Source organism: Streptomyces sp. NPDC028910 (assembly GCF_055564955.1).
In genome coordinates this window covers 62,012-85,694 of record NZ_JBVHVF010000024.1, presented here as the reverse complement: position 1 = coordinate 85,694, position 23,683 = coordinate 62,012, and the positions used below count along the sequence as shown (strand labels likewise).

The window sequence follows — 23,683 nt, the reverse complement described above, 5'->3', positions numbered from 1 at the left end:
GTACGAGTGGAGGGGAAGATCACAGATGCCGGCCAAGCAGATGCTGTCGGGGCGGCGACCGTCCGCCGTGAAGGCGCAGGGCCGCAAACGCCCTGTGGTGAGTGGGAAGCGGCCCGCCCGGCGCGGGCCGCTGGCCCGGCTGCGGCGTACGCAGCAGCAGTTGCGCAAGGCCTGGGACCGCCCACTCACCGCCTATTACCTGATTTTCGGCAGTTCGCTGCTCATCACCGTGCTCGGCCTGGTGATGGTGTACTCGGCCTCCATGATCAAGGCCCTCCAGCTCGGCCTGGGCGACGCCTACTTCTTCAAGAAGCAGTTCCTGGCCGCCCTCATCGGCGCCGGCCTGCTGCTGGTCGCCTCCCGGATGCCCGTCAAACTGCACCGGGCGCTGTCCTATCCGGTGCTCGCCGGCACGCTCTTCCTGATGGTCCTGGTCCAGGTCCCCGGGATAGGGGTCGCGATCAACGGCAACCAGAACTGGATCTCCCTCGGCGGTCCGTTCATGTTGCAGCCCAGTGAGTTCGGCAAACTGGCGCTGATCCTGTGGGGCGCCGACCTGCTGGCGCGCAAGGGCGACAAGGGGCTGCTGAGCCAGTGGAAGCACCTGCTGGTGCCGCTGGTCCCGGTGGCCTTCCTGCTGCTCGGGCTGATCATGCTGGGCGGGGACATGGGCACCGCGATGATCCTCGGCGCCATCCTGTTCGGTCTGCTCTGGCTGGCGGGGGCTCCGACCCGGCTGTTCGTCGGGGTGCTGGCCTTCACGGGTGCGATCATCGCCCTGCTCATCAAGACCAGTCCGCACCGGATGGACCGGCTGGAGTGCCTCGGCGCGACAGAACCGGGCAAGAACGACCTTTGCTGGCAGGCCGTCCACGGGATCTACGCCCTCGCCTCGGGCGGATGGTTCGGTTCCGGTCTGGGTGCAAGTGTGGAAAAATGGGGGCAACTACCCGAAGCCCACACCGACTTCATCTTCGCCATCACCGGGGAGGAACTGGGTCTCGCGGGGACGCTGTCGGTGCTCGCCCTGTTCGCGGCTCTAGGCTATGCGGGTATCCGCGTGGCCGGACGCACGGAGGATTCCTTCGTACGGTTTGCCGCGGGAGGCGTGACCACCTGGATCACGGCCCAGGCCGTGATCAACATCGGTGCGGTGCTCGGCCTGCTGCCGATCGCCGGAGTCCCGCTCCCGCTGTTCTCCTACGGAGGGTCCGCCCTGCTGCCGACCATGTTCGCGATCGGACTGCTCATCGCCTTCGCGCGTGAGGAGCCGGCCGCGCGCGCGGCCCTCGCGATGCGACAGCCGAAGACCGGCTGGTGGCGGACCGGGGTGAGATGGAAGTCGATGAGACGGCGCGTCAAGAAGCGTCCGTCCGGAGAGCGGTGAATTTCGGTGCATGTCGTACTCGCCGGTGGGGGGACCGCCGGCCACATCGAGCCGGCGCTCGCCCTCGCGGACGCCCTGCGCAGGCAGGACCCTTCAGTGGGCATCACCGCCCTCGGCACGGAGCGCGGACTGGAGACCCGCCTGGTGCCGGAACGCGGCTACGAGCTCGGGCTGATCCCCGCCGTGCCGCTGCCCCGCAAGCCCACCCCGGAACTGATCACCGTCCCCGGGCGGCTGCGCGGCACCATCAAGGCCGCGGAGGAGATCCTCCTGCGCACCAAGGCCGACTGCGTCGTCGGCTTCGGCGGCTACGTGGCCCTGCCCGGCTACCTCGCGGCCAAGCGGCTCGGGGTGCCGATCATCGTCCACGAGGCCAACGCCCGGCCCGGACTGGCCAACAAGATCGGCTCCCGGTACGCGCACGCCGTCGCGGTCTCCACCCCCGACAGCAAGCTGCGCGGCGCCCGCTACGTGGGCATCCCGCTGCGCCGCTCCATCTCCACCCTCGACCGGGCCGCCGTCCGCCCGGAGGCGCGCGCCGCCTTCGGCCTGGACCCCAACCTGCCGACGCTGCTGGTCTCCGGCGGCTCACAGGGCGCCCGCCGCCTCAACGAGACGATCCAGCAGGTCGCTCCGGCCCTCCAGCGCTCCGGGATCCAGATCCTGCACGCCGTCGGGCCGAAGAACGAACTGCCGCGTGTCGACAACATGCCCGGGATGCCGCCGTATGTGCCGGTACCGTACGTGGACCGGATGGATCTCGCGTACGCCGCCGCCGACATGATGCTGTGCCGCGCGGGCGCGATGACCGTCGCCGAACTCTCCGCCGTCGGGCTCCCCGCCGCCTACGTCCCGCTGCCGATCGGCAACGGCGAACAGCGGCTCAACGCCCAGCCGGTGGTCAAGGCCGGCGGCGGCCTGCTCGTCGACGACGCGGAACTGACCCCCGAGTGGGTACTCGGCCAGATCCTCCCGGTGCTGTCCGACCCGCACCGCCTGTACGAGATGTCCCGCGCCGCCGGTGAGTTCGGCCGCCGGGATGCCGACGAGCTCCTGGTCGGCATGGTGTACGAGGCGATCGCGGCCCACAGAGCCCGCTGAGGCGGGAAGCACAGACGCAGGAGGCACAGGAGTGGCCGGAGCGAGGACCGCACAGCGCGGGACACCGTTTTCTGATCGGTCCGGCCGCTCTGCCCGCAAGGGCACCGGTGCTCCCAAGCCGCCCAAGGACCCGGAGTCCACGAAGAGATCAGGCCCGCCGGGCCTCGGAAAGCACCTGCGCCGGGGCCCCGTACTGGCCTCCCTGGTCGCCGCGGTGCTCCTCCTCGCGGGCGGCACTTGGGTGCTCTACGGCTCTTCCTGGCTCCGCGTCGAGAAGGTCACCGCCACCGGCACCCAGGTGCTCACCCCCGAGCAGGTCCTCGCCGCCGCGGCCGTCCCGGTCGGCGCTCCGCTGGTGAGCGTCGACACGGACGAGATCGAGAGCCGCGTCCGCGGACGGCTGTCCCGCGTCCGTTCAGTCGATGTGGTGCGGGCCTGGCCCCACGGCATCGGGCTGAAGGTGACGGAACGCAAACCCGTACTGCTCATCAAAAAGGACGCCAACTTCGTCGAAGTGGACGCTTCGGGTGTGCGATTCGACACGGTTCCGAAAGCACCCGCGGGCGTTCCGGTCCTCGAATTGAACGCGGATCGCTCCCCGAGCGCCCGCCGCTTCGACGGGGAACGGCTGCTGCACGAGGCCGTACGCGTCGCGAGCGCCCTCCCGGAGCCGATCGCCAAGGAAACCGTGCAGGTCAAGGTGCGTTCCTACGATTCGGTCGTGCTGGAGCTGACCCGGGGCCGGTCCGTGACGTGGGGGAGCGGCGAACAGAGCGAGGCGAAGGGGCGAGCGCTGACCGCTTTGCTGAAAGCCGCGCCGAAGGCCGGTCACTTCGACGTGAGCGTTCCCACCGCCCCTGCCGCGTCCGGGAGTTGACGTCCGGTCGAACAGCGGCGCACCCTGGTTGGCCAGCGATACGGGTGATCACATAGGGTGAAAAGAAAAACGGGAGGTTCGGCGTGTTCGTTGAACACGCGCTACTTGTCGACTTAGTGTCCTGTTCGGAAGAGTCCAAGGAACAGACACACCCCTAACCCTAAACTTCAGGGTGAGGGTTCGGGTCGGCGCGTTCGGACCGTCCCCATTTCGGCATCAGTCGTCGCAACGCAGGCCCGCGAGGCGGCGACACGTAACTCGAGGCGAGAGGCCTTCGACGTGGCAGCACCGCAGAACTACCTCGCAGTCATCAAGGTCATCGGTGTCGGCGGCGGTGGTGTCAATGCCATCAACCGAATGATCGAGGTCGGTCTCAAGGGCGTCGAGTTCATCGCCATCAACACGGACGCCCAGGCGCTGTTGATGAGTGACGCCGACGTCAAGCTCGACGTCGGCCGTGAACTGACGCGCGGCCTCGGCGCCGGCGCCAACCCGGCAGTCGGCCGGAAGGCGGCAGAGGACCACCGCGAGGAGATCGAGGAGGTCCTCAAGGGGGCCGACATGGTCTTCGTCACCGCCGGTGAGGGCGGCGGCACCGGCACCGGCGGCGCACCCGTCGTCGCCAACATCGCGCGCTCGCTGGGCGCCCTGACGATCGGTGTGGTCACCCGGCCGTTCACCTTCGAGGGCCGCCGCCGCGCGAACCAGGCGGAGGACGGCATCGCCGAGCTCCGCGAAGAGGTCGACACCCTCATCGTCATCCCCAACGACCGACTGCTGTCCATCTCGGACCGCCAGGTCAGCGTGCTCGACGCCTTCAAGTCGGCCGACCAGGTCCTGCTCTCGGGCGTCCAGGGCATCACCGACCTCATCACCACCCCGGGTCTGATCAACCTCGACTTCGCCGACGTCAAGTCCGTGATGTCCGAGGCCGGCTCCGCCCTGATGGGCATCGGCTCGGCCCGCGGCGACGACCGCGCGGTGGCCGCGGCCGAGATGGCGATCTCCTCGCCGCTGCTGGAGGCGTCCATCGACGGCGCCCGTGGCGTGCTGCTCTCCATCTCCGGCGGCTCGGACCTCGGTCTCTTCGAGATCAACGAGGCCGCGCAGCTGGTGAGCGAGGCCGCGCACCCCGAGGCGAACATCATCTTCGGTGCCGTCATCGACGACGCGCTCGGCGACGAGGTACGGGTCACCGTCATCGCGGCCGGCTTCGACGGCGGACAGCCCCCGGCCCGCCGGGACAACGTCATCGGCGCCGCGTCCACGAAGCGCGAGGAGCCGGCCCCGGCTCCGGTCCGCGCCGCCGAGCCGGCCCGCCCGGCCTTCGGCGGACTCGGCTCGGTCACCCCGCGCGAGGACCCCCCGGCTCCCGTCGAGGCGGCCCCGGTCGAGGCCCAGGCCCCCGCACCGCCGCAGGTCCCCACCGCCCGGCCGTACCAGGACAGCCCGGCCGAGGAACTGGATGTCCCGGACTTCTTGAAGTGACACCGGAGCAGCATCACGTGGGCGGCGCCCACTTCGCCTTCACCGACCGGTGGGGCGGGGTGAGCGCCGTTCCGTACGAAGAGCTCAACCTCGGCGGCGCGGTCGGAGACGACCCGGCCGCCGTTGTCGCGAACCGGGCACGGGCGGCCCGGTCACTGGGTCTCGAACCGGGCCGGGTGGTCTGGATGAACCAGGTGCACGGCAAGGACGTGGCCGTGGTCGACGGACCCTGGCCGCTGGGGGAGGAGATCCCCGCGGTGGACGCGGTCGTGACCGCCCGCCGGGGAGTGCCGCTCGCGGTCCTCACCGCGGACTGCACGCCGGTCCTGCTCGCCGACCCCGTCGCCGGGGTCGCGGGGGCCGTCCACGCCGGGCGGCCCGGACTGGTCGCCGGGGTGGTGCCCGCGGCCGTGGAGGCGATGGTCTCCCTCGGAGCCGAACCCGGGCGGATCGTCACCCGTACCGGACCCGCGGTCTGCGGACGCTGCTACGAAGTGCCCGCCGAGATGCGGGACGCGGTGGCCGAAGTGGTGCCCGCCGCCCGGGCCGAGACCAGCTGGGGGACACCGGCCGTCGACGTGGTCGCCGGAGTGCACGCCCAGCTCGCGGAGGCGGGGGTGGTGAACAGCCGCCGCTCCCCGGTCTGCACACTGGAGTCGCGGGACCACTTCTCGTACCGCCGTGACCGGGTGACCGGGCGGCTTGCCGGATATGTCTGGTTGGACTGAGGAATGACGGATCGTAAGTCGGAGCTCGCCGAGAACCTGGCGCGGGTGGAGGAACGTATCTCGTCCGCCTGCGCGGTGGCGGGACGCGAGCGGGAAGAGGTGACGCTCATCGTGGTCACCAAGACCTATCCCGCGAGCGACGTACGACTGCTGGCGGAGCTGGGTGTCCGTCATGTTGCGGAGAATCGTGACCAGGACGCCGCCCCCAAGGCCGCGGCCTGCGCGGATCTGCCGCTCAGCTGGCACTTCGTCGGTCAGTTGCAGACGAACAAAGTCCGTTCCGTGGCGGGATACGCGCATGTGGTGCAGTCGGTCGACCGGCCCAGGCTCGTGACCGCCCTCTCGACCGCCGCTGTGAGTGCCGGCCGGGAGCTCGGCTGCCTCGTGCAGATCGCCCTCGACGCCGAGTCGGGGGAGCGCGGGGCCCGGGGCGGCGCTGCGCCGGAGCAGCTCGCGGAGTTGGCGGACCTCATCGCCGGGGCGCCGGGACTGCGGATCGACGGGCTGATGACCGTCGCGCCGCTGTCCGGCCGGTACGCGGGACGCGAACGGGCCGCTTTCGAGCGGTTGATGGAATTGTCATCACGCCTGCGCGCGGACCATCCGGCTGCCACGATGGTGTCGGCCGGGATGAGCGCGGACCTGGAACAGGCCGTTGCGGCCGGTGCGACACATGTACGCGTCGGCACTGCGGTACTCGGCGCGAGACCCCGGCTCGGGTAACGTCGCGAAGAAAGTCGGACCACAGCAGAAAATATGGTCATTCCCGCTGATCAGCGGGCAGACCACGTGGATCGCGGGCAGTTGGTGACATTCGTGACACGGCGGCACCTGCGACAGGGCGATCCACCACAGAGCGGAGGACTCGGAGAATGGCCGGCGCGATGCGCAAGATGGCGGTCTACCTCGGCCTCGTGGAGGACGACCGGTACGACAACCCGGGGTACGACCCCGATGACGAGTTCGAGCCGGAACCGGAGCCGGAGCGGGATCGTCGCCGACAGCAGCCCGTGCACCAATCGCCCGTATCGGACGAACCGGTACGAGCCGTACAGCCTCCGGCGCAGCGGGAACCCATCCCAATTCCGGTGGAAAACGGACGTCCTGCGCGAATCGCCCCCGTGGCATCCATCACACCTGACCGCACGAACCTGGAGAAGAACGCCCCCGTGATCATGCCCAAGGTCGTCTCCGAGCGGGAGCCGTACCGCATCACGACGCTGCACCCCCGGACCTACAACGAGGCCCGTACCATCGGGGAACACTTCCGTGAGGGCACTCCGGTGATCATGAATCTCACGGAGATGGACGACACGGACGCGAAGCGTCTCGTGGACTTCGCCGCCGGACTCGTGTTCGGTCTGCACGGCAGCATTGAACGCGTGACACAGAAGGTGTTCCTGCTGTCGCCTGCTAACGTCGATGTCACGGCGGAGGACAAGGCCCGCATCGCGGAGGGCGGGTTCTTCAACCAAAGCTAGACCGATCCGTCAGATACGGGACCGGGAACAGAGCGGAAAACGGGGAGAGGGAAGCGCGGGATGGGCGTCGCACTACAGGTGGTCTACATCGCGCTGATGTGCTTCCTCATCGTGCTGATCTTCCGACTGGTCATGGACTACGTGTTCCAGTTCGCACGTTCATGGGCACCCGGCAAGGCGATGGTGGTCGTTCTGGAGGCCACCTACACTCTTACCGACCCACCGCTCAAGCTTCTTCGGCGGTTCATCCCGCCGTTGCGTCTCGGGGGCGTGGCACTCGACCTGTCCTTCTTCGTTCTGATGATCATCGTTTACATCCTCATCAGTCTCGTCAGCGGTGCTGCGAGAAGCGTATGAACGATGAACTTCTCCGCGCACGCGGGGACGATCCCGATACGGTCTTGCCGACTGCCGACGACTACGTAGAGGTGAAGAAGACATGCCGCTGACTCCCGAGGACGTGCGGAACAAGCAGTTCACGACCGTCCGCCTGCGAGAAGGCTATGACGAGGACGAGGTCGATGCCTTCCTCGACGAGGTCGAGTCCGAACTGACGCGCCTGCTGCGCGAGAACGAGGACCTGCGCGCCAAGCTGGCAGCCGCCACGCGTGCCGCCGCGCAGAACCAGCAGCAGCAGGGCATGCGCAAGCCGGAACCCCAGGACCAGCGCGGCCCCGGCGCCCCCGTGCCCGCGGCCATATCCGGCCCGCCGCAGCAGCAGATGGGCCCGCCCCAGCTCCCGGGCGGCCAGCCGCAGCTGCCGGCCGGTCCCGGCGGACACGGACCGCAGGGTCCGGGCCCGATGGGCGGCCCCATGCAGCAGCACCCCATGGGCGGACCGCAGGGCATGGGCCAGCAGCCCATGGGCCAGCAGCAGCAGTCGATGGGCGGCCAGAACCCGCTCGGCCAGCAGATGCAGCCCATGGGTCAGCAGATGCAGCCGATGGGCCAGCAGATGCAGCCCATGCAGCAGATGCACCAGCAGCAGCCGCAGCTTCCGCAGCAGGGCCCCGGTGGCGACAGCGCCGCCCGCGTCCTGTCGCTGGCGCAGCAGACCGCGGACCAGGCGATCGCGGAGGCCCGTTCCGAGGCCAACAAGATCGTCGGCGAGGCCCGGTCGCGTGCCGAGGGTCTGGAGCGGGATGCCCGCGCCAAGGCCGACGCGCTGGAGCGGGACGCGCAGGAGAAGCACCGCGTCGCGATGGGTTCCCTGGAGTCCGCGCGCGCCACGCTGGAGCGCAAGGTCGAGGACCTGCGGGGCTTCGAGCGTGAGTACCGTACGCGCCTGAAGTCCTACCTGGAGTCGCAGCTGCGTCAGCTGGAGACCCAGGCCGACGACTCCCTGGCCCCGCCGCGGAACCCGGCCGGTCCGGCGCTGCCGCCGTCGCCGTCGCCTTCGATGGCTCCGGCCGGTGCGATGGGCCACTCGATGGGCGGTCCCTCGATGGGCGGTCCGTCCCCCATGGGCGGTCCCTCCCCGATGGGCGGAGGCCCGTCGTACGGCGGTCAGCAGCAGATGTCCCCGGCGATGACCCAGCCGATGGCTCCGGTGCGGCCTGCTGCGCCGCAGCCGATGCAGGCGCCGTCGCCGATGCGGGGCTTTCTGATCGACGAGGACGACAACTAGGCGCCGCCGCCGCGCCTGTCGGCAGTCGCGTTTCGGGCCGGGCCCGAGGTTCTACGGAACCTCGGGCCCGGCCCGTTCGCGTACCCGGGTGCGGCGCCGTCGCCGGGGGCGCTGCCCCCGGACCCCCGCGCCTCAAACGCCGGCGGGGCTGGATTTGGCCGCGGCAATTCCAGCCTCGCCGGCGTTTGAGGCGCGGGCGCGGAGCGCCGTGTAGTGAGCCGCGCTGGCGTTTGAGGCGGGAACGGTGGAAGGGCGGATAGGGGACAGCAAAGAGGCCCGCACCCCAAGCGAGGGTACGGGCCTCTTTGGCCTGGGCTACGCCTTGCGGAGGCGGAAGGTCAGGCCGAGGGGCTCGTCCGTGAAGGGTTCGCCGTACGTGGCGTCGGCCTCGCCGGAGGCGAAGTCCGTCGAGAGGACCTCGTCCGCGATCAGGGCCGCGTGGTCCGTCAGGGCCGTGACGACCTCCGGGGACTCGGCGGTCCAGCGGAGGGCGATCCGGTCCGCCACGTCGAGGCCGGAGTTCTTCCGGGCCTCCTGGATCAGCCGGATCGCGTCACGCGCCAGGCCCGCCAGCCGCAGCTCCGGGGTGATCTCCAGGTCCAGGGCGACCGTCGCGCCCGCGTCGGACGCCACCGACCAGCCCTCGCGCGGGGTCTCCGTGATGATGACCTCCTCCGGCGTGAGGACGACCTGCTCGCCGTTCACCTCCACCGAGGCCTCGCCGGAGCGCAGGGCCAGGGACAGGGCCGCCGCGTCGGCCGCGGCCACGGCCTTGGCCACGTCCTGGACGCCCTTGCCGAAGCGCTTGCCCAGCGCACGGAAGTTCGCCTTCGCCGTGGTGTCCACCAGGGACCCGCCGACCTCGGAGAGCGAGGCCAGGGAGGAGACGTTCAGCTCCTCCGTGATCTGGGCCTGGAGCTCCGGGGAGAGCGCGTCGAAGCCCACGGCACCGACCAGCGCCCGGGAGAGGGGCTGGCGGATCTTGACCCCGGACTCGGCACGCGTCGCCCGGCCCAGCTCCACGAGGCGGCGTACCAGCAGCATCTGCTGCGAGAGGGCCGGGTCCACCTGAGCGGTGTCCGACGCCGGCCACGACGACAGGTGCACCGACTCCGGCGCCTCCGGGGTCACCGGGACGATCATGTCCTGCCAGACCCGCTCCGTGATGAAGGGGGTCAGCGGGGCCATGAGGCGGGTGACCGTCTCGACCACGTCGTGCAGCGTGCGGAGCGCGGCCGCGTCGCCCTGCCAGAAGCGGCGGCGCGAGCGGCGGACGTACCAGTTGGAGAGGTCGTCCACGAAGGAGGACAGGAGCTTGCCGGCGCGCTGGGTGTCGTACGCCTCCATCGCGTCCGTGACCTCGGCGACGAGGGTGTGGAGCTCGGAGAGCAGCCAGCGGTCGAGGACCGTGCGGTCGGCCGGGGCCGGGTCCGACGCGGAGGGCGCCCAGTTCGACGTACGGGCGTACAGGGCCTGGAAGGCGACCGTGTTCCAGTACGTGAGGAGGGTCTTGCGCACGACCTCCTGGATCGTGCCGTGGCCGACGCGGCGCGCCGCCCACGGGGAGCCGCCCGCCGCCATGAACCAGCGCACCGCGTCCGCGCCGTGCTGGTCCATGAGCGGGATCGGCTGGAGGATGTTGCCCAGGTGCTTGGACATCTTGCGGCCGTCCTCGGCGAGGATGTGGCCGAGGCAGACCACGTTCTCGTAGGAGGACTTGTCGAAGACGAGGGTGCCGACCGCCATCAGCGTGTAGAACCAGCCGCGCGTCTGGTCGATGGCCTCCGAGATGAACTGCGCCGGGTAGCGCTTCTCGAAGATCTCCTTGTTCTTGTACGGGTAGCCCCACTGGGCGAAAGGCATCGAGCCCGAGTCGTACCAGGCGTCGATGACCTCGGGCACGCGGACGGCGGTCAGGGAGCAGCCCTCGGCCGTGCAGGTGAAGGTGACGTCGTCGATGTACGGGCGGTGCGGGTCCAGGGCGGACTGGTCCGTGCCCGACAGCTCGCTCAGCTCCGCGCGCGAGCCGACGCAGGTGAGGTGGTTCTCCTCACAGCGCCAGATCGGCAGCGGGGTGCCCCAGTAGCGGTTGCGGGAGAGCGCCCAGTCGATGTTGTTGTTCAGCCAGTCGCCGAAGCGGCCCTGCTTGACCGAGTCCGGGAACCAGTTGGTCTTCTCGTTCTCCCGCAGCATCGCGTCCTTGACGGCGGTGGTGCGGATGTACCAGGACGGCTGCGCGTAGTACAGCAGCGCGGTGTGGCAGCGCCAGCAGTGCGGGTAGCTGTGCTCGTAGGCGATGTGCTTGAAGAGCAGACCGCGCGCGTCGAGGTCGGCGGTCAGCTTCTCGTCGGCCTTCTTGAAGAAGACGCCGCCGACCAGGGGGACCTCCTCCTCGAAGGTGCCGTCGGGGCGGACCGGGTTCACGACGGGCAGGCCGTACGCGCGGCAGACCGCGAGGTCGTCGGCGCCGAAGGCGGGGGACTGGTGGACCAGACCGGTGCCGTCCTCGGTCGTGACGTACTCGGCGTTGACGACGTAGTGGGCCTCGGCCGGGAATTCCACCAGGGAGAACGGGCGCTCGTACGTCCAGCGCTCCATGTCCTTGCCCGTGAAGGACTCGCCGGTGGCCTCCCAGCCCTCGCCGAGGGCCTTCTCCAGCAGCGGCTGGGCGACGACGAGGTTCTCCTCGCCGTTGGTGGCGACGACGTACGTGACCTCGGGGTGCGCGGCGACCGCGGTGTTGGAGACGAGCGTCCAGGGGGTCGTCGTCCAGACCAGCAGCGCCGCCTCGCCCGCGAGGGGGCCGGAGGTCAGCGGGAAGCGGACGAAGACGGAGGGGTCGACGACCGTCTCGTAGCCCTGGGCCAGCTCGTGGTCGGAGAGGCCGGTGCCGCAGCGGGGGCACCAGGGGGCGACGCGGTGGTCCTGGGTGAGCAGACCCTTGTTGAAGATCTCCTTCAGCGACCACCACACGGACTCGACGTACTCGGGGTCCATGGTCCGGTAGGCGTCGTCCAGGTCGACCCAGTAGCCCATCCGGGTCGTGAGCTCGGCGAACGCGTCGGTGTGGCGGGTCACGGAGTCGCGGCACTTGGCGTTGAACTCGGCGATGCCGTACGCCTCGATGTCCTGCTTGCCGTTGAAGCCGAGCTCCTTCTCGACGGCGAGCTCGACGGGCAGGCCGTGGCAGTCCCAGCCGGCCTTGCGGGCCACGTGGTAGCCGCGCATCGTGCGGAACCGGGGGAAGACGTCCTTGAAGACGCGGGCCTCGATGTGGTGCGCGCCGGGCATGCCGTTCGCGGTGGGCGGGCCCTCGTAGAAGACCCACTCGGGGCGGCCCTCGGACTGCTCCAGGGTCTTGGCGAAGGTCTTGCTCTCGCGCCAGAAGTCGAGGACCGCGTGCTCGAGGGCAGGCAGGTCGACCTGGGCGGGTACCGGGCGGTACTGCGGCGGTGTGGTCATGAGGCTGAACTCTTCCTCCGGCGGGGTGTCACTTCCGTCCGGAGGGACGAGAGCGACTGCTGCTCCCGCGGTACCACCCTCCTTGGCCGCCGGACGGATCCGATGGCCCCCTCATTGGGGTGCGAAGCCGGTTCTACTCGCCGTACGGGGCTCCGTGCGGGATCCGTACGCGCTTTCTTCCGGCGGCTCCGGGGTGATCCTTCACGTCGCGCTCGCCCCCGGGCTCTCACCGTCCCCGGGTCGCTCCTGGCTGCGTCCGACGCTACTCGTCCCCATCCATGCCTCTCGCTGGGCCCAGTGTACGGGCCCGGGGAGCGCTCGGCAGACCGGTTTACGGGGGGCCGTGCGGGGGCCGCCGTAGCGGCGTGGCGGGGGCGTGGCCGGGGGTCTGGGCGGGGGTCTGGGCGGGCCTTCACGTGACCCGAATGGGCCCGACGCGCCGGTCCGGAGTGGGGTGGGGCGTGAGTGGCGGATTACCGGGCCGACGGATGGGCACAACGGATGCAGGTTGACCTCGCTGGATGCGTGCCCCGTTGCCGCAGGGCTGGAGTCGATTTATCGTTCCGGCACGATTCGCGAGCAATGATCACAGTATGTGAAGGGGCCGCGGCCATGGTGGCGAAGAAGACCGCCGGGAGTACTGCCAAGAAGGCCGTCGGGAAGGCGGCCGGGAAGGCGGCGATCTCCGAGGACGCGGCTCACGCCGAGAAGGCGACCGCTGCCCGCAAGACCGCCGCCAAGAAGGCTCCGGCCAAGAAGGCTCCGGCTACCAAAGCCCCGGCCAAGAAAGCCCCGGCTACGAAAGCCCCGGCTACGAAGGCCTCGGCTTCGAAGGCCTCGGCTACGAAAGCCCCGGCTACGAAGGCCCCGGCCAAGAAAGCTCCGGCTACGAAGGCCCCGGCCAAGAAAGCTCCGGCAAAGAAGGTCGAGGCCAAGAAGGCCGAGGCCGCGAAGGCTCCGGCCAAGAAGGTCGAGGCCGCGCAGGCTCCGGCCGGAAAGGCCGCGGTCAAGAAGGCTCCGGCCACGACGGCTCCGGCCGGAAGGGCCGAGGCCGAGAAGACGACCGCCGCCAAGAAGACGACCGCCGCCAAGAAGGCGACCGCCGTCGAGAAACGGACGACCGCGGCCAAGAAGGCCGGGGACGAGGGGGCGGCGCATGCCGCGAAGAAGACGGGAGTCCGGAAAGTGGTTGCCAAGAAGAGCGCCGGTACGGCGAGGAAGACGGCTGCGGCCGCCACCAGCGGGCTGCCCAAGGCGCCGCGGGCCACGGCGGCCCTCACCCCCGGCGAGCTCGCCGTACGCCCCGGAGAGGACCCCTGGACCGAGCAGGAGGTCGACGAGGCACGCAGCGAGCTGAGCAGCGAGGTGCTCAGGCTGCGCGCCGAGCTCGACGCGTCCGAGGTGGCCATCTCCGGCCTGATGCGGGACTCGGGCGACGGTGCGGGCGACGACCAGGCCGACACGGGCACCAAGAACATCACCCGGGAGTCCGAGCTCGCACTCGCGGCGAACGCCAGCTCGATGCTGGAGCAGAGCGAGCGGGCCCTGGAACGGCTGGAGGCGGGCACGTACGGGCTGTGCGAGAACTGCGGGCAGCCCATCGGCAAGGCCAGGATGCAGGCCTTCCCGCGGGCCACGCTGTGCGTGGACTGCAAGCAGAAGCAGGAGCGGCGGCACTAGGCGGGCCCCGGACGAGCCTTGGCAAGCCCTCGGGAGGCCCTCGGCGGGCCCGGCGGGTGCGGAGTGGGAGGTGGGGCGGGCGGCGCGCGGGGGCCCTGACGTACCCTCGTGTCTCGTCAGGGTCCAGGAGGAGCCTGGTTCGAGCTAGTTCGAGGGACTCACGTGGCAGAGGCGGAGCGCATCATCGGTACGCCGGAGGTCGGGGACGACGCCCAGCCGGAGTCCGTCGGGCCCAAGGGGCACCGTCGGATCGTGGCGCTGCTCGTCGTGGCGGTGCTCGCCTACCTGCTGGACCTCGGCACCAAGATGCTCGTCGTGGCGAAGCTGGAGCACCAGCCGCCGATCGAGATCATCGGTGACCTGCTGAAGTTCGAGGCGGTCCGCAACCCGGGCGCGGCCTTCGGCTTCGGCGAGGCCTTCACCATCATCTTCACCTGCATCGCGGCCTCCGTGATCGTGGTGATCGTGCGGCTGGCCCGCAAGCTCTACAGCCTGCCGTGGGCGATCGCGCTGGGCCTGCTGCTGGGCGGCGCCCTGGGCAATCTCACCGACCGCATCTTCCGTTCGCCGGGCGTGTTCCGGGGGGCGGTCGTCGACTTCATCGCGCCGGCCCATTTCGCGGTCTTCAACATCGCGGACTCGGCGATCGTGTGCGGCGGCATCCTGATCGTTCTGCTGTCGTTCAAGGGCCTGGACCCGGACGGCACCGTCCACAAGGACTGATCGCCGGACTGATCGCGGGACTGCCGGTCCGTCGAGTCCTGCATACTCGACGGGTGAGTACGATTCCCGAGATCCGCACCCTGCCCGTTCCCGATGGCCTCGAGGGCGAGCGCGTCGACGCCGCCATCGCCCGTATGTTCGGATTCTCCCGGACGAAGGCGGCCGATCTCGCGGCCGCGGGGAAGGTGTCGGTCGACGGCAGTGTCGTCGGGAAGTCCGAGCGCGTGCACGGTGGCGCCTGGCTCGAAGTCGAGATGCCCGAGCCGCCGCGGCCGGTCGAGGTCGTCGCCGAGCCCGTCCCGGGCATGGAGATCGTCCACGACGACGACGACATCGTCGTCATCATGAAGCCCGTGGGCGTCGCCGCCCACCCGAGCCCCGGCTGGAGCGGCACCACCGTCATCGGCGGTCTCGCCGCGGCGGGCTACCGCATCTCGACCTCCGGCGCGGCCGAGCGCCAGGGCATCGTGCACCGCCTCGACGTCGGTACGTCCGGCCTGATGGCCGTCGCGAAGTCGGAGCGCGCGTACACCTCGCTGAAGAACCAGTTCCGCGAGCGGGTCGTGGACAAGCGCTACCACGCGCTGGTGCAGGGCCACCCGGACCCGATGAGCGGCACGATCGACGCGCCGATCGGCCGGCACCCGAGCGCGGACTACAAGTGGGCCGTGACCCAGGAGGGCAAGGCCTCCGTCACCCACTACGACCTGATCGAGGCCTTCCGCGCCGCCTCGCTGCTGGACATCAAGCTGGAGACCGGGCGTACGCACCAGATCCGCGTGCACATGTCCGCGCACCGGCACCCGTGTGTCGGCGACCTGACGTACGGCGCCGACCCGACCGTCGCCAAGCGGCTCGGGCTCACCCGGCAGTGGCTGCACGCGGTGCGCCTCGGCTTCGAGCACCCGTCGGACGGGCAGTGGGTGGAGTTCGAGAGCCACTACCCGGCCGACCTTCAGCACGCGCTGGACGTGATCCGGGCGGAGAGCGAGTGACCACCTCGTTCTCCTTCGAGATCCGGGTGGCCGAGGGCGAGGCCGACCGGGCGGCCTGCTTCGCCGTGCGGTCGGAGGTGTTCGTCGTCGAACAGTCCGTGCCGGAGTCGATCGAGTACGACGCGTACGACGCGGACGCGGTGCACGTGCTGGCGGTGGGGCCGGACGGAGAGCCGCTCGGCACCGGCCGGCTGCTGCACGGCGCCGCCGCGGTGGCCAAGACGGGGGCCGAGGGGGTCGGCTCGCTGGGGCGGCTGGCCGTACGGAAGGCCGCGCGCGGGCTGGGTGTGGGTGTCGCGCTGGTCCGCGCGATCGAGGCGCAGGCGGGGCGGTTGGGGCTCGCGGCGGTGGATCTGGGCGCGCAGACGCATGCGCTTGGTTTCTACGAGCGGCTCGGGTACGTGGCCTACGGGCCGGAGTTCGAGGATGCGGGTATCGCGCACCGCGCCATGCGGCGTCCCCTCGCGGGGAGCTGAGCCACGATCCCGCGCGCGGCGCCGTAGCCGTGGGCCAGCCCCCGAACCCCCGCGCCTCAAACGCCGGCGGGGCTGGATTGTGCCCGGCGAGGCTGAAAGCGCGGGGCTCCGCCCCGGACCCCGCGCCTCAAACGCCGGCGAGGCTGGATCTTTCAGCCCCGCCGGCGTTTGAGGCGCGGGCGCGGAGCGCCGTCGGGGTGCGGGGCGGAGTCCCGACACGTGGGTGCGGCCGCGGCAGCCGGCGCCGCCAAGCGCAGCGGACTGGCAGGGTGGGGGAGTGGATCAGCTTGCTCTGCTCTTCGTGCTGCTGCTCGGGGCCGTGGTCACGGTGCCGCTCGGGGACCGTCTGGGACTGCCCCCGCCCGTGCTCATGACCATCGGCGGGGTGGTCCTCGCGCTGGTGCCGGCCGTGCCGAACGTCGAGGTGCCGCCCGAGTACATCCTCCCGCTGGTGCTGCCGCCGCTGCTGTACGCCTCCGTGCAGCGCACCTCCTGGCGGCAGTTCGCCGCCAACGTCCGGCCCATCCTCCTGCTGGCCGTGGCCCTGGTGTTCGTCACGACCGCCGCCGTGGCCGCCGTCGCGCACGCCGTCGTGCCCGGGCTGCCGATCGCCGCCGCCGTCGCGCTCGGCGCGCTCGTCGCCCCGCCCGACCCGGTGGCCGCCACCGCCGTCGCCGGATCGCTCGGGCTGCCCCGCCGCATGGTGTCGATCCTGGAGGGCGAGGGGCTCTTCAACGACGTGACGGCGATCGTGCTCTATCACGTGGCCGTGGCCGCCGCCGTCAGCGGCAGCTTCTCCTGGCCGGACGCGCTCGGCGAGTTCGTGCTCTCCGCCGTGGTGGCCGTGGCCGTCGGGCTCGCGCTGGGCTGGGCCGCCCACCGGTTCATGGGGCGGCTCGGGGACGGCACGCTGCAGATCGGGCTGACGCTGCTGGTGCCCTTCGTGGCGTACGTGGTGGCGGAGGAACTCCGCGGGTCGGGGGTGCTGGCCGTGCTGACGACGGCCCTGTTCCTCGCCGAGTACGCGACCGACGCCGACGACGTGCTCGGGCGCCTCGCCGGGCACACGTTCTGGGAGGTCGTCGACATGCTGGTGACGGGGGTGGCCTTCGGGCTGATCGGGCTGGAGCTCCACAACGTGTTCGGGACGGCGCAGGGCCGCGAGGCGGAGATGGCCGGATGGGCGGCGGCCGTGGTCGCGGTGGTGATCGGCGTACGGCTGGTGTGGCTGCTGCCGGCCGGCTGGCTCGCCAAGAAGCTGCACCGGCGGCGCGACTACGACGAGGAGATCCCGCTGAGCTGGCGGGAGAGCGTGGTGATGTGGTGGGCCGGGATGCGCGGGGTGGCCTCGGTGGCCCTGGCCCTGGCCATTCCGCTGCGAACGGAAGCCGGTGAACCTTTTCCGGTGCGGGACGAGATCATTTTCATCGCGTTCGCGGTGATCATGGCGACCCTGGTGTGCCAGGGGCTGACCCTGCCGTGGCTGGTGCGGCGGCTGGGGGTGGAGGCCGACTCGGACGCCGAGCGGGATGCCCAGCGGCAGCTGGCGATCCGCGCCGCCAAGGCCGCGAAGCGGCGGCTGAAGGAGATCCAGCAGGTGGAGGACCTGCCGGAGGACCTGGTCGAGCAGCTGCACCGGCGCGCGTACGACGTGGGCGCCAGGATCAGCCCCGACATGGTGGACGAGGAGCGGCGCGAGGCGTACGCGAAGCGGGTGGAGCGGATCCGGGACGTCCAGCGGATCCAGCGGGAGATGATGTCGGCGGCCCGCCACGAGGTACTGGCCGCCCGCAGCGAACCCGGCTCCGACCCGGAGATCGTCGACCGGGTGCTGCGGCACCTCGACGTACGCAGCCTGCGCAGCCCGTAGCTAGCGTCCGAGGACGCGAATCAGGGCGCGCAGCAGGCGGACGTACGGATTCCAGCGGGCGGGGCGGGCGATCGTCCCCGCGGTCGCGAGCTCGGCCCGGTCCAGGCTGTCCTCCAGCAGGGCATCGTGCAGCGGGCGCCAGACGAGGGGCCAGGCCACGCGTGACAGGCCGGTGGTCCTCATCGCGAGGGTGTGCCGCAGGACGGTGCGCTCCTCGTCGATGGGCAGTACGGCGAACTCGTGGAAGCCGTGGAATCCGCGCGGCCCGCTGAAGGTGAAACGGACCCAGGTGCCGGGCACGTACGCCGTGACGCGGTAGCGGACCGGGCCGTGGCCGCCGGCCGAGCCCACCGTCAGGCCGCGGTCGAATTCCACCGGAGGCCAGGCTTGCGGCCAGAGCCGGTCCGCCGCCCCCTTGGACACGGTGTCGACGAGCGCGCCCACCTCCCTGCCCTTGGCGGCCAGCAGGCGTTCGTGCACGTTGTAGACGGCCATGCGTCAGTCCTCCCCGTACCGGTATTAGAGAGCTCTCTCTAATAAATTGGAGGGTACCCTCTGATTCATGGCGCGACCACCCCGCTTCGACACCGACCAGATCCTCGACGCCGCCGTCCGGCTGGCAGCCTCCACCGGACCGGGTGGCGTGACCATGTCCGCCGTGGCCCAGGCGATCGGCGCGCCGAGCGGCTCCATGTACCACCGGTACGCCGGGCGTACGGCCCTGCTCGCCGAGGTGTGGCTGCGTACGGTCGAGCGGTTCCAGGAGAGCTACGCCGCCGTCCTCCACGGCGACCCCGACCCCCGCCGGGCCGCCCGCGCGGCCGCCCGGCACGTCGTGGCGTGGAGCCGCGCGCACCCGCAGGAGGCGGCGCTCCTCCTCCACGGCCCCGAGGAGTTCGGCCGCGCCGACTGGTCCGAGGAACACCGTGAACGCGCGGACCTGGGCAACCGCCGCGTCTTCGCCGCGGTGCACTCCCTCGCCGCGTCCCTCGGCGCGAGGGACCCCCAGGACCACGAGCGCATCACGCTGGCCATGGTCGACCTGCCGCTGTCGGTCGTACGTCGCCACCTGCGCGCCGGCCGGCCGCTGCCGCCGCACGCCGAGGACCTCGCCGAGGAGTGCGCGGCCGCGCTGTTGTAGGGCGGGTGGTGCGCGTCAGGCCGGCGGCCGGGGGGCGGCCTCGGCGGTCGCGATGCGCGGCAGGGCGTAGGGGTGGTGGGTCACCAGCCAGGTGATCAGGCGTTCGCGGACCGCGCAGCGGAGCGTCCAGAGGTCGTCCGCGTCCTTCGCGGTGACTACCGCGCGGACCTGGATGGTGTGCGGTGTGGTGTCCGTCACCGCGAGGCCGCCGCCGCGGCCGTCCCATTCCGGGAGGTCCTTCAGCACGTGCTGGAACTGCTCCCGCATCTGGTCGAGCGGCGCGCTGTGGTCCAGGTGCCAGAAGACCGTGCCGGTCATCTGGGCGCCGCCGCGCGACCAGTTCTCGTAGGGCTTGCTCGTGAAGTACGAGACCGGCATGGTGATGCGGCGCTCGTCCCAGGTGCGGACGGTGAGGAAGGTCAGGGTGATCTCCTCGACCCTGCCCCACTCCTTGTCGACCACCACCGTGTCGCCGATGCGGACGGTGTCGCCGAAGGCGATCTGGAGGCCGGCGAAGAGGTTGCCCAGCGAGGACTGGGCGGCGATGCCCACCACGATGCCGAGGACGCCCGCGGAGGCCAGCATCGAGGCGCCGACCGTACGCATCGGGGGGAAGGTCAGCAGCATCGCCGAGACGGCGACCACGACCACCACCGCCGTGACCACCCGCTGGATCAGCGTGACCTGGGTGCGGACCCGGCGGACCCGGGCATCGTCCTCGGTCACCGCGGCGTAGCGCGCGTACATCGAGTCGACGGCCGCCGTCGCGATGCGGACCGCCAGCCAGGCGGCGGAGGCGATCAGCACCAGGGTGAGGAACCGGCCGACGCCGAGGGCGTGCTCGGGGAGGATCCCGGCCTGCCGGTACGCGCCTCTGAGCAGCGAGGTGCACAGCACCACCTGGAAGGGCAGCCGGCAGCGGCGCAGCAGACCCCACAGGGGGGTCTCGGCGTGCCGGGCGTCGGCCCGGCGCAGCAGCAGGTCCAGCAGCCAGCCCGCGAGCAGGGTGATGACCAGCGCGCCGCCGACGACCGTCACGGGGCGTAGGAAGTTCTCCATCTCCATGGAGACGAACGTAGCGGGAAGCGGTCGGCGGGCGGCCCGTCGCGTGGGGCGGCTGGCACGATGGAGGCATGAACATCATGCTTTTCCATTCGACGTACGGGCTGCGGCCAGCGGTGCACGCGGCGGCCGACCGGCTGCGCGCGGCCGGGCACCAGGTCCAGGTGCCGGATCTCTTCGAGGGACGCACCTTCGAGACCGTCGAGGAGGGCATGGCCCACCGGGACGAGATCGGCCGTGACGAACTGCTGAAGCGCGCGGTGCTGGCCTCCGCCCCTTACTCCGACCAGGGACTGGTCTACGCGGGCTTCTCCTTCGGCGGCTCCGTCGCCCAGCACCTGGCGATGGCCGACGAGAAGGCGCGCGGGCTGCTGCTCCTGCACGGGACGGCGGACCTGGAGGACGGCGCCTCGGTGGACGAGCTGCCCGTGCAACTGCACATCGCCGACCCGGACCCCTTCGAGCCGCACGACTGGCTGACCGCCTGGTACCTGCGGATGCAGCGGGCCGGGGCGGACGTGGAGGTCCACAGCTACCCGGGTGCCGGGCACCTGTTCACCGACCCGGAGCTGGACGACTACGACGCCGAGGCCGCCGAGCAGGCCTGGAAGACCGCGATCGGCTTCCTCGACAGCCTGTAGCCCCGGCCACGTGCTGAGGGGCCCGGCCCGGCGGATGCCGGACCGGGCCCCTTTTTCAGCTTTTTCAGCGGGGTTCAGCTCTTCAGCTCTTCAGCCGGGGGTCAGCCGGCCCGGTAGGCGGTCCAGGCGCTCGACATGCGAGCCACCTGACCGGCGGTGAACTGGTACATGCACGAGTCGTACGTGTAGTCCATGAAGTTGCGGATCGGGTCCACGCCGGGCTTGCTGGCGCAGCTGTCGCGTCCGGTCGGGCACTCGTACGCGGGGCTCTTCTCGGCCGGGGTGTCGGAGACGTAGTCGCCGTTGCCGTTACAGCCGCCCTGGAAGGTGTGGTACAGCCCCAGCCAGTGGCCGACCTCGTGGGTGGCGGTGTCACCCTCGTTGTAGTTGGCCGCGGAGCCGCCCGGCAGCGAGCTGTCCAGCACGACCACGCCGTCCATCGTCGGGGCGGAGTTGTAGGAGGTCGGGAAGGTCGCCCAGCCCAGCAGACCGCCGGAGAGCTTGGCGGTGTAGAAGTTGAGCGCGCCCGGGCCGCCCTGACGCAGGGTGTTCTTCATGTCCTTCTCGGCCTGGGAGCCGGAGGCCAGGTTGTACCAGGTTGCGTTGTCCGTGTAATCGGTGGACGCAAGGGTGAACTGGAAGTTCGTGTTGACATTGCCGGTGCCCTGGCCGCCGTAGGCCGCGTTGAGGACCGCCAGCTGGTTGTTGATGTCCGTGGCCGTCAGCTTTCCGGCGGTGCCGGAGTGCACGACGTGGAAGTACACGGGGATGTTGACGACGGCCTCGGCCGCGGCCAGGCTGCGCTGCGGCTGGTTCTTGAGGGCCTTGTCCAGCTTCACCTTGAGGTCGGCGTCCATGGCCTTCGCCTGCGCCTCGGTGACCTCGTTGGGCTCGTTCGCGTGCTCGTCGTGCTCGCGCGACACGCGGGCGTTGGCGGCACCGTGGGGCTGCTCGGCGCACACCTCGGCGGGGGTCTTGGCGGCCGCGAGCGTGGTGGGGGCTGCGAGCGGGGTGAAGGCCAGGGTTCCGGCCAGTACCGCAGTGCCCATCAGGCGGCGGCGAAGAAGGGGGGATATGCGGGCAACTGCGCGCACGTGTGCTCCTCGCGGTGGGGGGTGATGGCGTGAAGGATCTCTTCAGCTGGCGCGAAGCTTATGTGTGCATGACATATTCAGGTCAAGAGGCTTACGTAAAAGATTTGTTGCTTCTGATACACAAGGGGCGCCTGGTATGTACCAGGCGCCCCGTGCGGCAGGAGATTTGACGGTCAATCAGCTGATCGGCTGATAGGCCCGCTCCACCTTCTGGGTCCCGTTCAGGGTCCGGTAGGAGCGGGTCCACGCGGCCGTGGCGTCCTGCCGCCGCTTGTCGGACACGACGTAGTAGTCCATCTGCGAGCGCTCCGCCGTCACGTCCAGCACGCCGTAACCGTGCGCGTCCATGTCCAGCCACTTCACGTGCCAGTTGGAGGCCCTGATGGCCGATTCGGCCACCAGTGAGGCTGTGTCCGCGGGCACGTGCAGGATGTCGTCGAGGTTGTCGGAGGTCACCGACGTGACGACGAACTCGGTCGCCGCCGTCCCCGAGCCCGGGTACGTGGCCATGTTCACCGGGACCTCGTTCGCCCACGCCATGTGGATGTCACCGGTCAGGAACACGGTGTTCCTGATGTTCCGGTCCTTGAGGTGGCCCAGCAGCTCCTTGCGGTCGTCCGTGTACCCGTCCCACTGGTCCACGTTGATCGCTATGCCGCCCTCGGCCAGTCCGAGCAGCTTGCCGAGCGGCCCCAGCAGGTGCGCCGGCAGCGAGCCGAAGGCCACCGGTGAGATCATCACCGAAGTGCCGACCAGCTTCCAGGTCGCGTTCGAGCCCGCGAGGCCGGACTTGAGCCAGTCCAGCTGGGCCCGGCCGGTGAGGGTGCGTTCCGGGTCGTCCACCGAACCGCTGCCCGCCTTGGCCTGCTGCGAGCGGAAGGAGCGCAGGTCCAGCAGGTGCAGATCGGCGAGGGTGCCGAAGCGCAGCCGCCGGTAGACGGTGCCCGCGATGGAGGTGCGTACGGGCATCCACTCGAAGTACGCCTGCTTCGCGGCGGCCGCGCGGGCCGCCCAGTCGCCCTCCGTCCCCGGCGTGTGGTTGTCGGCGCCGCCCGACCAGGTGTCGTCGGCGAACTCGTGGTCGTCCCAGATCGCGATCACCGGGTGCGCCTGGTGCAGCGCCTGGAGATCGGTGTCCGTCTTGTACGTGCCGTGCCGCGTGCGGTAGTCGGCGAGCGAGACGATCTCGTGCTTCGGCTCGTGCGGGCGTACGACGTACTTCGCCTCCGGATATCCCCCGGACTGGTACTCGTAGATGTAGTCGCCCAGGTGCAGGACCGCGTGCAGATCGGTGCGGGCGGCCAGGTGGCGGTACGCGGAGAAGTGGCCGGACTCCCAGTTGGCGCAGGAGACCACACCGAAGCGGACCCCGTCGGTCGTCGCCTCGTGGCCCGGGGTGGTCAGGGTGCGCCCGACCGGGGAGACGGTGGAGCCGGCGGTGAACCGGTACCAGTACGGCGTCTGCGGCTGAAGCCCGCGCACGTCCACCTTGACCGTGTGGTCGGTCGCCGCGCTCGCGGTGACGGCGCCGGCGGCCACGATGCGGGAGAAGCCCTTGTCGGAGGACACCTCCCAGTTCACCTGGGTGGCCGGGCCGAGTCCGGAGCCGGGCGCGGCCTCCGGGGTGGGGGTGACGCGGGTCCACAGCAGGACCCCGTCGGGCAGCGGGTCACCGGAGGCGACGCCGTGCAGGAAGGCGGGTGCACCGCCGGTGGCGTGGGCCGCCGAGGCGCCCAGCGAGGTGAGGGGGGCCAGCGCGGCGGTGGCCGCGGCGGCGAGAACGACCGTACGGCGACGAGGAGTTGCCGCGGTCTGAGAAGGGATGAGATGACTGGTCACGGATGATCATA

The 23,683-nt window shown here is 70.6% G+C and carries 21 protein-coding genes; 16 read left to right on the top strand and 5 right to left on the bottom strand.

Going from position 1 to position 23,683, the window contains the following annotated elements:
• Positions 1-25 precede the first annotated feature (25 nt).
• From ftsW to ACZ4TV_RS25955, 9 genes are all read left to right on the top strand, one after another.
• Positions 26-1,387 carry a putative lipid II flippase FtsW gene (gene ftsW / locus ACZ4TV_RS25995; protein WP_468137295.1) on the top strand — a complete coding sequence of 454 codons (1,362 nt, stop codon included), beginning with the start codon at positions 26-28 and terminating at the stop codon, positions 1,385-1,387.
• 6 nt (positions 1,388-1,393) lie between these two features.
• Positions 1,394-2,488, top strand: coding sequence for an undecaprenyldiphospho-muramoylpentapeptide beta-N-acetylglucosaminyltransferase (gene murG, locus ACZ4TV_RS25990; RefSeq protein WP_468137294.1), 1,095 nt, complete (start codon positions 1,394-1,396; stop codon positions 2,486-2,488).
• 31 nt (positions 2,489-2,519) lie between these two features.
• A complete protein-coding gene (locus ACZ4TV_RS25985) occupies positions 2,520-3,365 on the top strand; it encodes a cell division protein FtsQ/DivIB (RefSeq protein ID WP_468137293.1) in 846 nt (281 codons plus the stop codon).
• A gap of 279 nt (positions 3,366-3,644) precedes the next feature.
• A complete protein-coding gene (ftsZ, locus tag ACZ4TV_RS25980; protein WP_468137292.1) occupies positions 3,645-4,853 on the top strand; it encodes a cell division protein FtsZ in 1,209 nt (402 codons plus the stop codon).
• A gap of 17 nt (positions 4,854-4,870) precedes the next feature.
• Positions 4,871-5,581: a peptidoglycan editing factor PgeF gene (gene pgeF, locus ACZ4TV_RS25975; RefSeq protein ID WP_468137347.1), complete on the top strand. Its 711-nt coding sequence runs from the start codon at positions 4,871-4,873 to the stop codon at positions 5,579-5,581.
• A gap of 3 nt (positions 5,582-5,584) precedes the next feature.
• On the top strand, positions 5,585-6,304 hold the full coding sequence (locus tag ACZ4TV_RS25970) for a YggS family pyridoxal phosphate-dependent enzyme (protein ID WP_468137291.1): 720 nt from the start codon (positions 5,585-5,587) through the stop codon (positions 6,302-6,304).
• A 149-nt stretch (positions 6,305-6,453) separates the two neighbouring features.
• A complete protein-coding gene (locus ACZ4TV_RS25965; RefSeq protein WP_468137290.1) occupies positions 6,454-7,062 on the top strand; it encodes a cell division protein SepF in 609 nt (202 codons plus the stop codon).
• Positions 7,063-7,122: 60 nt separating this feature from the next.
• Complete coding sequence (locus ACZ4TV_RS25960; protein WP_468137288.1) at positions 7,123-7,419, top strand: YggT family protein; 297 nt, start codon at positions 7,123-7,125, stop codon at positions 7,417-7,419.
• Between the two features lie 82 nt (positions 7,420-7,501).
• Positions 7,502-8,689: a DivIVA domain-containing protein gene (locus ACZ4TV_RS25955; RefSeq protein ID WP_468137287.1), complete on the top strand. Its 1,188-nt coding sequence runs from the start codon at positions 7,502-7,504 to the stop codon at positions 8,687-8,689.
• 315 nt (positions 8,690-9,004) lie between these two features.
• On the opposite strand, the gene ileS is transcribed toward ACZ4TV_RS25955, so the two are convergent.
• Entirely contained in the window at positions 9,005-12,151 is a 3,147-nt protein-coding gene (gene ileS / locus ACZ4TV_RS25950; protein ID WP_468137285.1) for an isoleucine--tRNA ligase, read from the bottom strand.
• Between the two features lie 612 nt (positions 12,152-12,763).
• Here ileS and ACZ4TV_RS25945 point away from each other — a divergent pair.
• The 5 genes from ACZ4TV_RS25945 to ACZ4TV_RS25925 all read left to right on the top strand — a co-directional run bounded on the left by ACZ4TV_RS25945 (position 12,764) and on the right by ACZ4TV_RS25925 (position 17,895).
• Positions 12,764-13,831 carry a TraR/DksA family transcriptional regulator gene (locus tag ACZ4TV_RS25945; RefSeq protein WP_468137284.1) on the top strand — a complete coding sequence of 356 codons (1,068 nt, stop codon included), beginning with the start codon at positions 12,764-12,766 and terminating at the stop codon, positions 13,829-13,831.
• Between the two features lie 162 nt (positions 13,832-13,993).
• The gene (gene lspA / locus ACZ4TV_RS25940) at positions 13,994-14,554 is read left to right on the top strand and encodes a signal peptidase II (RefSeq protein ID WP_468137283.1); all 561 of its coding nucleotides are present in this window, start codon (positions 13,994-13,996) and stop codon (positions 14,552-14,554) included.
• 53 nt (positions 14,555-14,607) lie between these two features.
• Positions 14,608-15,549: an RluA family pseudouridine synthase gene (locus tag ACZ4TV_RS25935; protein WP_468137282.1), complete on the top strand. Its 942-nt coding sequence runs from the start codon at positions 14,608-14,610 to the stop codon at positions 15,547-15,549.
• Complete coding sequence (locus ACZ4TV_RS25930) at positions 15,546-16,025, top strand: GNAT family N-acetyltransferase (protein WP_468137281.1); 480 nt, start codon at positions 15,546-15,548, stop codon at positions 16,023-16,025. The genes ACZ4TV_RS25935 and ACZ4TV_RS25930 overlap by 4 nt, the downstream gene beginning before the upstream one ends.
• A 277-nt stretch (positions 16,026-16,302) precedes the next feature.
• On the top strand, positions 16,303-17,895 hold the full coding sequence (locus ACZ4TV_RS25925; RefSeq protein ID WP_468137280.1) for a Na+/H+ antiporter: 1,593 nt from the start codon (positions 16,303-16,305) through the stop codon (positions 17,893-17,895).
• On the opposite strand, the gene ACZ4TV_RS25920 is transcribed toward ACZ4TV_RS25925, so the two are convergent.
• A complete protein-coding gene (locus ACZ4TV_RS25920; protein ID WP_468137279.1) occupies positions 17,896-18,390 on the bottom strand; it encodes an SRPBCC family protein in 495 nt (164 codons plus the stop codon).
• Between the two features lie 67 nt (positions 18,391-18,457).
• On the opposite strand from ACZ4TV_RS25920, the gene ACZ4TV_RS25915 reads away from it, so the two are divergent.
• Positions 18,458-19,036: a TetR/AcrR family transcriptional regulator gene (locus tag ACZ4TV_RS25915; protein ID WP_468137278.1), complete on the top strand. Its 579-nt coding sequence runs from the start codon at positions 18,458-18,460 to the stop codon at positions 19,034-19,036.
• 15 nt (positions 19,037-19,051) lie between these two features.
• Here ACZ4TV_RS25915 and ACZ4TV_RS25910 read toward each other — a convergent pair whose 3' ends face one another.
• A complete protein-coding gene (locus ACZ4TV_RS25910; protein ID WP_468137345.1) occupies positions 19,052-20,095 on the bottom strand; it encodes a mechanosensitive ion channel family protein in 1,044 nt (347 codons plus the stop codon).
• Positions 20,096-20,169: 74 nt separating this feature from the next.
• Between ACZ4TV_RS25910 and ACZ4TV_RS25905 the strand changes: the two genes are divergently transcribed.
• Positions 20,170-20,739: a dienelactone hydrolase family protein gene (locus ACZ4TV_RS25905; RefSeq protein WP_468137277.1), complete on the top strand. Its 570-nt coding sequence runs from the start codon at positions 20,170-20,172 to the stop codon at positions 20,737-20,739.
• A 101-nt stretch (positions 20,740-20,840) separates the two neighbouring features.
• Here ACZ4TV_RS25905 and ACZ4TV_RS25900 read toward each other — a convergent pair whose 3' ends face one another.
• Together ACZ4TV_RS25900 and ACZ4TV_RS25895 are read right to left on the bottom strand one after the other, a co-directional pair.
• On the bottom strand, positions 20,841-21,788 hold the full coding sequence (locus tag ACZ4TV_RS25900) for a zinc metalloprotease (RefSeq protein ID WP_468137344.1): 948 nt from the start codon (positions 21,786-21,788) through the stop codon (positions 20,841-20,843).
• A 222-nt stretch (positions 21,789-22,010) separates the two neighbouring features.
• On the bottom strand, positions 22,011-23,672 hold the full coding sequence (locus ACZ4TV_RS25895) for an alkaline phosphatase D family protein (RefSeq protein ID WP_468137276.1): 1,662 nt from the start codon (positions 23,670-23,672) through the stop codon (positions 22,011-22,013).
• Between the last annotated feature and the right edge of the window lie 11 nt (positions 23,673-23,683).